The organism is Pseudorhodoplanes sp., from assembly GCF_035565855.1.
Taxonomy (GTDB): domain Bacteria; phylum Pseudomonadota; class Alphaproteobacteria; order Rhizobiales; family Xanthobacteraceae; genus Pseudorhodoplanes.
Window position 1 is genome coordinate 1 of the sequence record NZ_DATMRX010000181.1, and the last position, 13,091, is coordinate 13,091.

Annotated in this window: 13 protein-coding genes; 10 read left to right on the top strand and 3 right to left on the bottom strand. The window is 63.3% G+C overall.

Annotation, left to right across the window (positions count from 1 at the left end; all coding sequences use genetic code 11):
- A partial coding sequence (locus tag VN004_RS09810) for a CoA transferase (RefSeq protein ID WP_325609419.1) occupies positions 1-559 on the top strand: 559 nt, incomplete at its 5' end.
- Here the strand turns inward: VN004_RS09810 and VN004_RS09815 are convergent.
- Entirely contained in the window at positions 554-1,756 is a 1,203-nt protein-coding gene (locus VN004_RS09815) for a UbiH/UbiF family hydroxylase (RefSeq protein ID WP_325609421.1), read from the bottom strand. The genes VN004_RS09810 and VN004_RS09815 overlap by 6 nt on opposite strands.
- Positions 1,757-1,856: 100 nt before the next feature.
- Between VN004_RS09815 and VN004_RS09820 the strand changes: the two genes are divergently transcribed.
- From VN004_RS09820 to VN004_RS09860, 9 genes are all read left to right on the top strand, one after another.
- The gene (locus VN004_RS09820) at positions 1,857-2,699 is read left to right on the top strand and encodes a DUF2182 domain-containing protein (RefSeq protein ID WP_325609423.1); all 843 of its coding nucleotides are present in this window, start codon (positions 1,857-1,859) and stop codon (positions 2,697-2,699) included.
- 17 nt (positions 2,700-2,716) lie between these two features.
- Positions 2,717-3,328, top strand: coding sequence for a DUF1326 domain-containing protein (locus tag VN004_RS09825; RefSeq protein WP_325609425.1), 612 nt, complete (start codon positions 2,717-2,719; stop codon positions 3,326-3,328).
- A gap of 3 nt (positions 3,329-3,331) precedes the next feature.
- Positions 3,332-4,054 (top strand): phosphatidylcholine synthase, encoded by a 723-nt coding sequence (locus tag VN004_RS09830; RefSeq protein WP_325609427.1) that lies wholly within the window; start codon positions 3,332-3,334, stop codon positions 4,052-4,054.
- Positions 4,055-4,065: 11 nt separating this feature from the next.
- The gene (locus tag VN004_RS09835; RefSeq protein ID WP_325609429.1) at positions 4,066-4,818 is read left to right on the top strand and encodes a TerC family protein; all 753 of its coding nucleotides are present in this window, start codon (positions 4,066-4,068) and stop codon (positions 4,816-4,818) included.
- The gene (locus VN004_RS09840) at positions 4,815-5,546 is read left to right on the top strand and encodes an SDR family oxidoreductase (protein ID WP_325609431.1); all 732 of its coding nucleotides are present in this window, start codon (positions 4,815-4,817) and stop codon (positions 5,544-5,546) included. Before VN004_RS09835 ends, VN004_RS09840 begins: the two co-directional genes overlap by 4 nt.
- An 87-nt stretch (positions 5,547-5,633) precedes the next feature.
- Complete coding sequence (locus VN004_RS09845; RefSeq protein WP_325609433.1) at positions 5,634-6,611, top strand: quinone oxidoreductase; 978 nt, start codon at positions 5,634-5,636, stop codon at positions 6,609-6,611.
- Positions 6,612-6,735: 124 nt separating this feature from the next.
- Positions 6,736-7,911, top strand: a complete 1,176-nt coding sequence (locus tag VN004_RS09850; RefSeq protein ID WP_325609435.1) for a urate hydroxylase PuuD — start codon at positions 6,736-6,738, stop codon at positions 7,909-7,911.
- 31 nt (positions 7,912-7,942) lie between these two features.
- Positions 7,943-9,196, top strand: coding sequence for an allantoate amidohydrolase (locus VN004_RS09855; protein ID WP_325609437.1), 1,254 nt, complete (start codon positions 7,943-7,945; stop codon positions 9,194-9,196).
- A gap of 14 nt (positions 9,197-9,210) precedes the next feature.
- Positions 9,211-10,422, top strand: coding sequence for an ArgE/DapE family deacylase (locus tag VN004_RS09860; protein ID WP_325609439.1), 1,212 nt, complete (start codon positions 9,211-9,213; stop codon positions 10,420-10,422).
- A 125-nt stretch (positions 10,423-10,547) separates the two neighbouring features.
- On the opposite strand, the gene VN004_RS09865 is transcribed toward VN004_RS09860, so the two are convergent.
- Both VN004_RS09865 and rimO read right to left on the bottom strand, forming a co-directional pair.
- The gene (locus tag VN004_RS09865; protein WP_325609441.1) at positions 10,548-11,405 is read right to left on the bottom strand and encodes an alpha/beta hydrolase; all 858 of its coding nucleotides are present in this window, start codon (positions 11,403-11,405) and stop codon (positions 10,548-10,550) included.
- A gap of 40 nt (positions 11,406-11,445) precedes the next feature.
- Positions 11,446-12,765 carry a 30S ribosomal protein S12 methylthiotransferase RimO gene (gene rimO, locus VN004_RS09870; protein WP_325609443.1) on the bottom strand — a complete coding sequence of 440 codons (1,320 nt, stop codon included), beginning with the start codon at positions 12,763-12,765 and terminating at the stop codon, positions 11,446-11,448.
- Positions 12,766-13,091 lie beyond the last annotated feature (326 nt).

The following is a 13,091-nucleotide window of genomic DNA, read 5'->3' on the forward strand; positions in this document are numbered from 1 at the left end:
CAACATTCTGCTAGCGCTGCGGCAACGCGACGTCACCGGCGAGGGCTGCCATCTCGACATTGCAATGACGGATGCGATGTTCACCTTTGCCTGGCGGGCTTTGTCCGGCTTGTGGGCCAGCGGATCGCTGGACAGCGCTCGCGAATTGACGGGGGCCGTGCCGCGCTATCGTCTCTATCCGGCGAAGGACGGAGGGATCGTTGCGTGCGCGGCGCTTGAAGACCATTTCTGGAAGCGCTTCGCCGACGCGATCGGTCTCGATGCAGCGCTCGCCGACGACCGGCGCGATCCGGCCGCCACGATCGATGCGGTGGCGCACATCATCGCGACCCGCAATGCGGATGATTGGGCACAGGTTTTCGCCTCAGCCGATTGTTGCGTGACCATCGTGCGTTCGCTGAACGAGGCCTTGAACGATCCGCATTTCATCGGGCGCGGTCTGTTCGCGCACCGGGTGCGGGGCGGGCAGGGTGCGACGCTCGTCGCCTTGCCGGTGCCCGTCGACCCGCAATTCCGCGAGGCCGTCGGAAGCGAGAAAGCGTCGCCGCCGCCGCTATGACAAGGCTTCGCCGCGCATCAGCCGCGGCTGCGACGCGCGCGGCATGACACCCTCGCGCATCATGGCGCGGCGCAGCGGACCGACGGTGCCGAGGAGATGCAGCCCGATGCCCCTCAGACCTTGCATCGGAAGAAAACCCGACAGCAATGAGCGATTGAGGAGGTCGACAGCCACCGTGCGGCTCATCACATCGGCGCGCCGCTCGCTCGTGTAACGATCCATTGCATCAGGTTGACCGGGATCGTCGGGATATTCGGCTGCGATCTCGGCAATGGCCGCGGCGTCGCGCAGCCCGAGATTGAGGCCCTGCGCTCCGATTGGCGGAAAGCGATGCGCGGCTTCGCCGACCAGCGCGATGCGGTTGGCCGCGAATGCCTCCGCAATTTCCATGACGAGCGGGAAGGCGCCGTTGCCCGGCTCCGCTTCGACCTTGCCGAGGATGGAATGCGAGCGGCGCTCAAGTTCGCGATTGAGATCGGTGCCGGTCAATTTCTGGATCGCGGCGGCATCCGCCGGACTGACTACGCATACGATACTGGATCGATTGCCGGGCAGCGGCACGGTCGTGAACGGACCGGACTCGGTGTGAAATTCAGTCGAAATGTCGCGATGCGGCCGGCTGTGCGACACGTTGTAGGTGAGCGCGATCTGCGGGTAGCTGTGACTGCGCACCGCCAGGTCAGCCGCCTTCCGGCAGAGTGAATCCTTGCCATCGGCGCCGACCGCAAGCTTTGCCGTGACAACCGCGCCACCTTCGGTGCGTACCGTGACGTTATGATCGTCGACATCGACGGCGACGGCCTGGTCTGCAAAGCGCCGCAGGTTCTTTAACGGGGCGGCCTTTGCCTCGAGCGCGGCAATCAAATGCCGGTTTTCGATATTCCAGGCGAAGGCCTCTAGCCCGATCTCCTGCGCTTCGAAGAGAACTTCCGGTGCGCGCAAAAGCCGTCGCGTTGCGTCGATGATGCGGATCGAGGCGAGCGGGGCCGCATGGTTCCGGCAGTCGTTCCAGGCGCCCAGGCTTTCGAGCGCCGCCACCGAGCTTGCGAGGAGGGCGGTCGTTCGGTTGTCGGCGGGCGCGGCTCGGGCGATCAGCGCCGTCTCGATGCCCGCCGATGCCAGAGCAATTGCGGCCATCAGGCCCGATGGGCCGCCGCCGACCACGACCGCCGCCGCTGTGATCCCGTTAACTTCCATGCCATCATCCTTACAGGCATATCTACGAGCGTGGAAACCATCCTGCCAGCCCGGGATTTCGCCCGGCTCTGCCTTGGTCTAGGAGTGGGAGGAGTGCACCATGCCGCTTTCCGCCGATACGACCTCGCGCGCGACCGGCCCCGCTTTGGCTGGGGTGGCGTCACTCCTGTCGCAGCCGCGGCTCATCGCTCTCGGCTGCATGAGCATCCTGACGACGTGCGGCTGGATCTACCTTGTCTGGATCGCGATGGCAAAGGGCCAGCCGGGTGCCGCCGCCTGGCTTGACGCAATTTGCCGTGCAGCGCCCGTCGCCGCGATCGGCATCGAAACAGCGTCGGTCGTTGCCGCCATGTGGCTCGCCATGACACTGGCGATGATGCTGCCGAGCGCGGGTCCGATGATCCTGACCTACGCGGAGATCGCGGACACGGCCTTGCGCAAGGGCGAGACGATCGTCTCCCCGCATGTGCTGATCGCGGGCTATCTTGCGGTCTGGTTCGGCTTTGCCGCGCTCGCCACCTTCGTGCAGATCGGCCTCGGCCCGATTGCGGGATGGCCCTTGATGGCTGCGGCGGCCGCGCCGGCCAGTGCCATCCTTTTTCTCGTGGCAGGGTTTTACCAGTTCTCGGCACTCAAGCAGGCCTGCCTGCGGGCGTGCCAGCAGCCATTCTCGTTCTTCTTCCTGAACTGGACCGATCGCACATCCGGCGTCTTTCGGCTCGGCGTGCGACAGGGGCTGTATTGCCTCGGCTGCTGCTGGGCGATGATGCTTCTGATGCTGGTCGCGGGCGCCATGAACCTTTTCTGGATGGCGTTGCTCGGTCTCATCATGCTGGTCGAAAAGATGACTGTTGCCCCTTATGTGGGTCGTGCTGTCGGCGTCGCATTCATCGCGGCCGGCTTGACGATGCTCGCATCTTGGGGAGCGGGTGTGTTGCATTAGGCGAGGAGAGTGCGTCCGTGGCAGATCAATGGAGCCTGAAAGGCGAATTGACCCTTTCATGCAGTTGCACGGTGTTCTGTCCGTGTGTGCTGTCGCTCGGCGAGCATCCACCCACCGAGGATCGCTGCCAGACCTGGGCGGCCGTTCGCATCGATCAGGGCCATTTCAACGACGTCGATCTGTCGGGCCTGAAGACCGGCGTGATGATTGAAATTCCGGGCCTGATGTCGCGCGGTAACTGGACCGCGGCTCTGTTCGTCGACGAAACGGCATCGATCCAGGCCGTGAAGGGGCTGACGCGCATCTTCACCGGCAAGGTCGGCGGTTCGACGCATCTGCTGTCGATCCTCGTCAGCGGCTTCCTCGGCGTCCGGCAGGTGCCGATCAACTACCGCACCGAGGGCCAGACCCGTCTCATCATCATGGACAGGATCGTGGAGGGCGCCATCACACCGGTCGCAGGCAAGACAAAAGACGAGAACGTCACGATCCGCAACAGCGGCTATTGGATCGCGCCCGATGTGACGATTGCCAAAGCCGACAAGTCCCGCTTCCGCGCCTTCGGGCGCAACTGGAACTTCGCCGGCCGATCAGCTGAAATCTGCCAGATCGATTGGGGCAACCGGTAAGCCGTGACGGGCGACGACAGGCGGGGCGGTGGCGAAGGGCCCGGCAGGGCGCTGCGGGTACGGCCGTTCCTCGTCCATGTCTTCACCGCCTGCGGCGCCGGCTGCGCTCTTCTTGCGCTATTGGCCGCAGCGCGTGCCGACTGGGTCACGATGTTCGTCTGGCTTGCGGTCGCGCTGTTCATCGACGGCATCGACGGCACGCTCGCGCGGCGCTTTCGGGTGGCCGAAATCCTGCCGCGCTGGTCGGGGGATGCGCTCGACCTCGTGGTCGACTTCACGACCTATGTCTTCGTTCCGGTTTTTGCGCTGGTGACCAGCGGACTGCTTCCGCACTCCGTGGCGCTTCCGCTCGCCATCGCGATCGTGGTGACGAGCGCGCTTTATTTTGCCGACGACCAGATGAAAACCGCGGACAATTATTTTCGCGGCTTTCCAGCCTTGTGGAACGCGGTGGTCTTCCACCTGTTTATTCTCAAGCTGCCGCCCTGGATTGCCGCGGCCAGTGTTGCCGCTCTTGTTGTGTTGACCTTCATGCCGCTTCGCGTGCTGCATCCGTTTCGCGTCCCGCACTTGCGTCTCCTGAACATGGCGGCGCTGACCGTCTGGAGTGCACTCGGCATTTACGCGCTGGTGACAGCGCTCGACCCCGGACCATTGGCCGCGTGGACCTTCGCGGCGGTCGGCATCTATTTTCTGACGATCGGCCTTGCCACGGCCACCGACTAGACGGACCGGCCATGCTGCATCTCGTCACCGATCCCAATGCCTGGCTCGCGCTGATCACGCTTTCGGTGCTCGAAATCGTGCTGGGCATCGACAACATCGTCTTCATCTCGGTGCTTATTGCGCGATTGCCGGCGAAAAGAGCGCTCATGGCCCGCCGTGTCGGGATCGGACTTGCTCTCGTTTTCCGGATCGCGCTGCTGCTGATGCTGACCTGGATCATGCGTCTGACGGCGCCGCTATTCACGCTCTTTGGCAATGATTTCTCGTGGCGCGATCTGATCCTGATCGGGGGCGGATTGTTCCTGATCGCCAAGGGGACGCACGAGATTCATTCGGAGGTCGAGGCGCAAGTCGAGGATACTGAGCCTCGGACCGGGCGTCAGGCCTTCGTCTGGATCATCGCGCAACTGGTCACCATCGATCTCGTGTTTTCGCTGGATTCGATCATCACCGCGATCGGGCTGGCGCAGGATGTCGAGATCATGATCGCAGCCGTCGTGATCGCGATGCTGGTGATGTATTTCGCCGCGAGCCCGGTCTCGAAATTCATCCAGAAATATCCCACCACAAAAATGCTGGCTCTTTCATTCCTATTATTGATCGGTGTGGCGCTTGTCGCCGACGGTCTCGGCTTTCATATTCCCCGTGGCTATATCTACTTTGCGATGGCCTTTGCCGGCGCGGTCGAGGTGTTCAACGTCCTTGCACTGCGTAACCGGCGGCGGCGACCGAAGGCCCTGGGGCGGAAACTGGAAAGCAAATGAGAGACATCGTGCTGATCACCGGAGGCGGCCGTGGCATCGGCGCCGCCACGGCAAGACTCGCGGCCGCGCGCGGCTATGACGTCGTCATCAATTACAGGAGCAATGCGGAGACCGCGGCGGCGGTCGTGCGCGACATCGAGCAGGCCGGCGGTCGCGGCCTCGCGGTGAAGGGCGACATGGCGAAGGAAGAGGACGTCGAGGCGCTGTTCAAGGCCGTCGATAGCTTCGGTCCGCTCAAGCATTTCGTCTATAACAGCGGCGTCACCGGCAAGAATTCGCGGTTCGAGTCGGTGTCGACGCAAACCCTGCGCGACAATGTCGACATCAATCTGATGGGCGCCTTCTTCTGCGCCCGCGCGGCCATTCCGCGGCTGTCGACGAAGCATGGCAAGCAGGGCGGCAGCATGGTGTTCCTGGGTTCGGTTCAGTCGAAGCTCGGCGCCGCTGGCGAATATGTCTGGTATGCCGCCACCAAGAGCGGCGTCGATGCGCTGGTCACGGGGTTGTCGAAGGAACTGGCCGGGGAGGGGATTCGCGTGAATTGCGTTTCGCCGGGACCGATCGACACCGAAATTCACGAGCCGGGGCGGCTGGCGCGCATTGCGCATCAGCTCCCGAGCGGGCGCGTCGGCAGGCCGGAGGAGGTCGCCGAGGCGATCCTTTTCTTGATCTCGGATGCCGCGAGCTATACCAGCGGCACCATCCTGACCGTTTCCGGCGCGCGATAGCGCGCTTGCACCCGGCGCGCTGCTGCCTATGATCCCGGCCGGTTTTCGGATCCGCCGATCAGGCGGGCATTTGCAGGGAGTAAGACGATGGTCGCAGCGGTCCGGGTTCACAAGCATGGCGGCCCCGAGGTTCTCACCTTCGAGGATATCGACGTGCCGGCGCCGGGACCCGGCCAGATCAGGATCAAGCAGCATGCCTGCGGCGTGAACTATATCGACACCTATTTCCGGATGGGGATGTATCCCTCTCCGGTGGGGATGCCGTTCGTTGCCGGCAACGAAGGCGCCGGTGAAGTGACCGCGGTGGGCGATGGCGTCACGGACATCAAGGTCGGCGATCGCGTGGCCTATGTGGTTGGACTGGGCGGCTATTCCGCCGAGCGCCTGCTGCCGGCCGATCGCGTGGTGAAGCTTCCGGATCGTATCTCGTATCAGCAGGCCGCGGGGATGATGCTGAAAGGCATGACCGCACAATATCTGCTGAACCGGACCTACAAGGTGACGAAAGGAACGACCTTGCTGATGCATGCCGCCGCCGGCGGCGTCGGTCAGATTCTCTGTCAATGGGCGAACCATCTTGGCGCCACGGTCATCGGAACGGTCGGCTCCAAGGAGAAGGGCGAAATCGCCAAGGCGAATGGCTGCCAGCACGTGATCTATTACCGCGACGAGGATTTCGTTGCGAAGGTCAAGGACATTACCGGCGGCAAGCTGTGCGACGTGGTCTATGACGGCATCGGCAAGACTACGTTCCCGGCCTCGCTCGACTGCCTGCGGCCGCTGGGCATGTTCGTCAGCTTCGGTTCGGCGTCGGGCCAGATCGAGGCCTTCAACATCAACATCCTGCAGACCAAGGGCTCGCTGTTCGCGACCAGGCCGACCCTCAACCATTACGTCGCCAGGCGCGATGACCTGGTTGCGACCGCCAACGACCTGTTCAATGTGGTGGCGAGCGGCGCGGTCAAGATTCCGATCAACCAGACCTACGCGTTGAAGGATGCGCGCAAGGCGCACGAGGACCTGGAAGCGCGCGAAACCACGGGATCGTCCATTTTGATCCCCTGATCTTGCGGCATGACGTTTGCTAGTCTGTGACCTGCCAATCTAACCTGCCCGCTCGTCCCCGCGTCGGCTGGAATCAGGTCCATCCGATACGCGGGACTGAGCGGATATAAGGCCGGTCAAATCGATGGACGTCTTTCTCGGCGAATGGGGCAATCTGCTGCTGCGCTGGGCTCACCTGATCGTGGGCATCGGCTGGATCGGCACGTCCTTTTACTTCGTCGCCCTGGATTATTCGCTCAACCAGAAAGAGCGCAAAAGTCCGGGCGTGTTCGGCACCGCCTGGCAGGTCCATGGCGGTGGCTTCTACCATGTCGAGAAATTCACGGTGGCGCCGCCGCACCTGCCGCCGCACCTTCACTGGTTCAAATGGGAGGCGTATCTCACCTGGGTGACGGGCTTCGGCCTCCTGATCATCCAGTATTATTTCCACGCCAGCGCCTATCTGATCGACCCGGCGGTCCTCGAACTCGAGCCCTGGCAGGCCATCTTCATCTCGATTGCCTCGCTGCTGGTCGGCTGGGTGCTCTACGACAACATCTGCAAATTCTGGGGTGAACGCACCGTTCCGCTGGCGATCTGCGTGTTCCTGCTGATCATGTTGGCGTCGGTGTTCTACACCAATGTGTTTTCCGGTCGCGGATCGTTCATCCATGTCGGCGCCTTCATCGGCACCATCATGGCCTTCAACGTCTTCATGGTGATCATCCCTGGTCAGCGCAAAATGGTTGCGCAGCTGCTCGCCGGAGAGGAGCCTGAGGCGAAATACGGCAAGGTCGGCAAGCAGCGTTCGCTGCACAACAACTACCTGACCTTGCCGGTGCTGCTGATGATGGTGTCGCCGCATTATCCATTTCTGTCGGCGCATCCTCATGCATGGATGGTCGTGGCGCTGATCCTCCTGACCGGGGCGATGTTCCGCCACATCCTGAACCAGATCGACATCGGCGAACCGTGGGACAAATATGGCTGGGCGGCGCCGGTTGCCGCCTTCGCATTGATATGCGCGATTTTCGCAACCGCACCCCGCCAGGTGGCGGACAGCGGGCCTCCGGTTTCGGACGGGGAGGTGCTGGCATTGACGAGCAAGCATTGCATCTCCTGTCATGCCCGCAAGCCGACGCATGAAAGCTTCAAAGAACCGCCCAAGAATGTTACGCTCGAGACGCTTGCCGATCTCAAGCGGTTCAATCAGCTCATCATGATCCAGGCCGTCCGCAACAAGGCGATGCCGCTTGGCAACCAGACCGACATGACGGACGAGGAGCGCGCGCAGCTTGGACGCTGGCTCAGCGCGCATTGACCCATGATGGTTCGACCATGACGGTTCGATCATGACGGTTCCCGCTGAAATCGCAGCGATAGGAGCGCGGGCAGAAGCGATGCTCGCCGGTCTCTCGGTGATTTCGAGCGACCCGCAGCGCCTCACGCGTCTGTATCTGACGGCAGAGCATCGCAAGGCCGCCGACCTCGTCGGCTCATGGATGCGTGTCGCGGGGATGACCGTGACCGAAGATGCGCTCGGCACGGTCCGTGGACATTGGCGGCCGGACCTGAAGCGGCGCCTTCTGATCGGCTCGCATATCGATACCGTGATCGATGCCGGCAAATATGATGGCCCGCTGGGCGTCGTCGCCGGCATCCTCGCGGTGCGCGAACTCGTGGCGCGCGGCGTCGATCTGCCCTTCGGCATTGACGTGCTTGCTTTCGGCGACGAGGAAGGTTCGCGTTTCCGCACGACATTGTCTTCGTCGGCCGCCTGCGCGGGCATCTTCGACAAGGCCTGGCTCTCCGTCGCGGACAATAACGGCGTCACATTCGCCGATGCGCTGAAGGCGTATGGCAAGAGCCCGGACGACATCGCGGCGGCAGCCTACGATCGCGCCGATGTCGTGGGTTACATCGAGGTTCATATCGAGCAGGGGCCGGTGCTCGAAGCCCGCAATTTTCCGCTCGGCGTGGTCACCGGGATCATCGGACAAAGCCGGATGCAGGTCGCCGTGACCGGGGAGGCCGGACATGCCGGCACCGTGCCGATGCGGCTTCGCCGCGACGCGCTGGCCGGTTTTGCCGAATTGATGACCGTAATCGAGAGCACCGCGCGGGAGCAGGCGGACGACAGCATGGTCGCCACCGTCGGGCGGATCGAAGCTTTTCCGGGCGCGACCAACGTCATCCCCGGCCGCGTCCAGGCTTCGCTCGAAGTCCGGTCGGCGACCGATAACAGGCGTCATGAAGCGATCCGCAAGATCACCGATGCGGCCGCCGAGATCGGTGAACGGCGCGGGCTCGGCTTCGATTTCGAGGCCGCTCATGAGACGCAGACGACCGCGTGCACGCCCTTCATGCAGGATCTGCTCGCGGATGCGATTGCGAGCCTCGGACACGAGCCGTTTCGCCTTGCGTCGGGGGCAGGCCATGACGCGTTGTCCATGGCGAAGCTTTGCCCCGTCGCGATGCTGTTCGTGCGCTGCAAGGGCGGCATCAGCCACAATCCCGCGGAATTCGCGGCAGAAGCCGATATGGGGCTGGCCGTTTCTGCTTTGGTGCGTTTCATCGAACGCCTTGCGGCAAAAGGCGCAGCCTAGTCAGGAGGCGGCACATGTCCGAGTTCATCGACGCGAATTTCCCGCGTGAGGTCGCTTTCCTCAAAGCGCTGGTCCGCGTTCCTTCGGACAATCCGCCCGGTGACTGCGCGCCTCACGCCGAGGCATCCGCGCGTCTCCTCGAAGGGCTTGGCTTTACGGTCGAGCGCCACAAGGTGCCGGACGAGGTCGCGAAGAAGCACGGCATGGTGTCGGCAACCAACCTGATCGTGCGCGAGACCTTCGGCAGCGGCAAAGGTCCTGTAATTGCCATGAATGCGCATGGCGATGTGGTGCCGCCGGGCGAGGGCTGGACGCACGATCCTTACGGCGCCGAGGAGGTGAACGGCGCGGTTTACGGTAGGGGCGCCGCGGTCTCGAAGTCCGACTACGCGACCTATGCATTCGCGCTGCTTGCGCTGAAGGACAATCCGGCAGGGCTCGACGGCACCGTCGAACTGCATCTGACCTATGACGAGGAAATCGGCGGCTATACCGGTCCGGACTGGCTGTTGAAGCAGAAGCTCACTAAGCCCGATATCGCGTTTTCAGCCGGCTTTTCCTATGCCGTCGTCACCGCGCATAACGGCGTGCTGCATCTCGAAGTCACGGTGCGCGGCAAGCAGGCTCACGCCGCAATGCCCGAAAGCGGCGCTGATGCTCTTGAGGCTGCGACCGCGATCCTGCAGGCGATCTACAAGGAACGCAAACGCCTGAACCGCACGAAGTCGAAGTCGCCCGGCATCGGCTCGCCGAAGATCACTGTCGGCCTGATCTCCGGCGGTTTTGCCACCAATGTCGTGCCCGACCGTGTGGTGATGCGCATCGATCGGCGGCTGATCCCGGAAGAGAAGGGTACCAGGGTCGAGCGCGAGCTGGTCGCGCTGATCAAGCGTGCGGGCGCGGGGAAGGGCATCAAGGTCGAGTGCAAGCGTGTGATCCTGGCCGAACCGCTGCGGCCGAGGCCGGGGGTAAAGAAGGTTGTCGAGACCATCCAGCGCCATGCCAGGCGCGAACTGAAGACCGCTATCAAGGAATCCGGCGTGCCGCTCTATACCGATGCCCGCCATTACAGCGCAGCCGGCATCCCGACCGTGCTCTATGGCGCCGGCCCGCGCTCGATCCTCGAGGCCAATGCGCATTCGGCGAACGAACACATCAAGCTCTCGGATTTGAAGGCGGCGACAAAGATCGTGGAAGCAACGCTGCGGGATTTGCTCAAAGCCTGAGCTGCGGACAAGCGAAGTTTCAACGCTGCTGCATGAGCGTCGGGCTTATCACGGGGCCGGGCGCGGGCCGGAATGACGGAGGCGCCGCCGATCGAACGCGCGCTGGCAGCGCGTCCCGCCGGACGTTAGCGGCAGCGGTCAAAATGCTTTCGCAGCGCGGCCGCGAGCTCGGCCGGTTTTTCTTCCGGCGGGAAATGCGCGCAGTCGGGAATGGACAGCATCTCGAAGTCTTCGGCCAGCGGCTCTATGGCGCCCTGCATCGCTTCGCCCAGCCACAAGGCGCCCGCGATGGCGAGAACAGGCCGCTTCAGTTTTGAGGCAGCGAGCGCCCGGTTCTGTGCTCCGGATTCGAAGATGGCGCGGTAGTATTTAAGCGCCTCGGCAAACGCGCCGGGCCGCGAATAGAGCCGTACATACTCGTCGATTGATGCGCGCGGAATTGCATCGGGGTGCGCGGCGCGGTGGCGGAAGATCCATTCAAGGATCACATGCTCGCGTCCGCGGGTCAGGTCTTCGGCCAGGTCTGGCAGGTAATTGAAGGCGAAGTGCCAGGTCTTCTTGGCTTGCTCGGGTGTGAAGGCGTAGGCGCTTGCCGGGGCGATGCCGGGTATCGCGGCTTCTATCAGCGTGACGCCGCGCAACGTGTCGGGATATTTCGCGGCGAGCGCATAAGCGATCCAGGAGCCGATGTCGTGACCGACGAGGTGAACGCGCGGCAGGTCCAAACTTTGCGTCAGTTCGCGAAACAGGTCCGAGATGCTCTGCATGTCGTAACGGGACGTCGGGTGAGATGTGCCCAAGGCCGGCGGTTCGACCGCGATCACGTGATAGTCCGCAAGCAGCGGGATCAGCTTCTCAAAGGCCAGCGCCGATTGCGGCCAGCCGGAGATGAGCATCACCGGGTCGCCGGTCCCCGCTTCGTAGCATTGCAACGCCGTGTCGCCGACAGCCACCATCGACGCACGTGTCTTCGCGAGGCTCATGCCATCCCGTCAATCGGATTTTGTGCCGCGACAGTTTCGGTTAGAAACCCACCACGGTCCCGTACAGATCGTACGCATCCGCGCGCTCGATCTTCACGTTGGCGAATTCGCCGACCCGCAGAGGGCGGCGGCTCGTCACATGAACGGCGCCGTCGATGTCCGGCGCGTCGGCCTTGCTGCGACCCTTGCCACCAGTCGGCGTCAGTTCATCGATCAGCACCTGCTGGCGGGTGCCGACCTTGCGCTTCAGCCGGCGGGCCGAGATCGTCTGCTGCTTCTGCATGAATCTGTGCCAGCGCTCGTCCGCGATCTCCTTTGGAACCGCGCCGTCGAGCGCATTCGAGATAGCGCCATCGACCGGCTCGTATTTGAAGCAGCCGACGCGATCGAGCGCGGCTTCGTCGAGCCAGTCGAGCAGGAACTGGAAATCGGCATCGGTTTCGCCGGGGAAGCCGACAATGAAGGTCGAGCGGATCGTGAGATCGGGACAGATCTCGCGCCAGCGCGCGATGCGTTCGAGGGTCTTCTCCTGCGCAGCCGGACGCTTCATGCGCCTGAGCACATCCGGGCTCGCATGCTGGAACGGGATGTCGAGATAGGGCAGCACCTTGCCCTCGGCCATCAGCGGGATGACCTCATCGACATGGGGGTAGGGGTACACGTAATGCAGGCGCACCCAGACCCCGAGCTCACCGAGTTCGCGCGCGAGCGGCACGAACCTCGCCTGGACCTCGCGATCCTGCCAGGGGCTCGTCGCGTATTTCACGTCGACGCCATAGGCGGAGGTGTCCTGCGAGATGACCAGGAGCTCCTTCACGCCGGCCTTCACCAGCCGCTCGGCTTCCCGCAGCACATCGGCCGCGGGTCGCGACACGAGGTCGCCGCGGAGCTTCGGAATGATGCAGAAGGTGCAGCGATTGTTGCAGCCTTCGGAAATCTTCAGATAGGCGTAATGCCGCGGCGTGAGCTTGAGGCCCTGCGGCGGCACGAGATCGACGAACGGTTCGTGTACCGGCGGCAGCGCGCGATGCACCGCTTCCATCACGCTTTCATATTGCTGCGGCCCGCTGATCGCGAGCACGTTCGGGTATTGCGCCGTGATCTTCTCAGGTTCCGCGCCCATGCAGCCGGTGACGATCACCTTGCCGTTTTCCGCCATCGCCTCGCCAATCGCGGCAAGCGATTCCGCCTGCGCCGAATCGAGGAAGCCGCAGGTATTGACGATGGTCACGTCCGCCCCGGCATGGCCGCGGGCAAGCTCGTAGCCCTCCGCGCGCAGGCGCGTGATGATGCGTTCGGAATCCACCAGCGCCTTGGGGCAGCCAAGCGAAACGAACGATATACGCGGCGCGGCGGTCATTCAGGCCCGGAGGGAGATGCGGTGAAGGCGCGGCTTTAGGGCACCCGGCGCGCGAGGTCAATCGGGCGAGGGTACAGCCCGGCGTCGATTTCAGCGCAACGCGGCGCACATAAGGGGAGCACCACGCCAGAAGAGCGGCGCGAATCTGTGGTGCTCACGTGCCGCTGTCTTATGACGGATCATGCCGGAAGTGCGAAAAAACGTCAGCACAATCAATGCCTTACACGAGCGTCATTCGAATATTTGGAAAATCTTAACGAAGTGAGCCTTTGATCCGCTCGATCGGACGGCTGCATTGGGAAGCTTCGCCGGATTCGGCACGGCGG

Excerpts from the sequence above, each read along its gene's own strand:
- VN004_RS09860 (WP_325609439.1), top strand. The coding sequence starts at position 9,211 with ATGTCCGAGTTCATCGACGCGAATTTCCCGCGTGAGGTCGCTTTCCTC.
- VN004_RS09850 (WP_325609435.1), top strand. The coding sequence starts at position 6,736 with ATGGACGTCTTTCTCGGCGAATGGGGCAATCTGCTGCTGCGCTGGGCT.
- VN004_RS09855 (WP_325609437.1), top strand. The coding sequence starts at position 7,943 with ATGACGGTTCCCGCTGAAATCGCAGCGATAGGAGCGCGGGCAGAAGCG.
- rimO (WP_325609443.1), bottom strand. The coding sequence starts at position 12,765 with ATGACCGCCGCGCCGCGTATATCGTTCGTTTCGCTTGGCTGCCCCAAG.
- VN004_RS09845 (WP_325609433.1), top strand. The coding sequence starts at position 5,634 with ATGGTCGCAGCGGTCCGGGTTCACAAGCATGGCGGCCCCGAGGTTCTC.
- VN004_RS09815 (WP_325609421.1), bottom strand. The coding sequence starts at position 1,756 with ATGGAAGTTAACGGGATCACAGCGGCGGCGGTCGTGGTCGGCGGCGGC.
- VN004_RS09820 (WP_325609423.1), top strand. The coding sequence starts at position 1,857 with ATGCCGCTTTCCGCCGATACGACCTCGCGCGCGACCGGCCCCGCTTTG.
- VN004_RS09840 (WP_325609431.1), top strand. The coding sequence starts at position 4,815 with ATGAGAGACATCGTGCTGATCACCGGAGGCGGCCGTGGCATCGGCGCC.
- VN004_RS09835 (WP_325609429.1), top strand. The coding sequence starts at position 4,066 with ATGCTGCATCTCGTCACCGATCCCAATGCCTGGCTCGCGCTGATCACG.
- VN004_RS09865 (WP_325609441.1), bottom strand. The coding sequence starts at position 11,405 with ATGAGCCTCGCGAAGACACGTGCGTCGATGGTGGCTGTCGGCGACACG.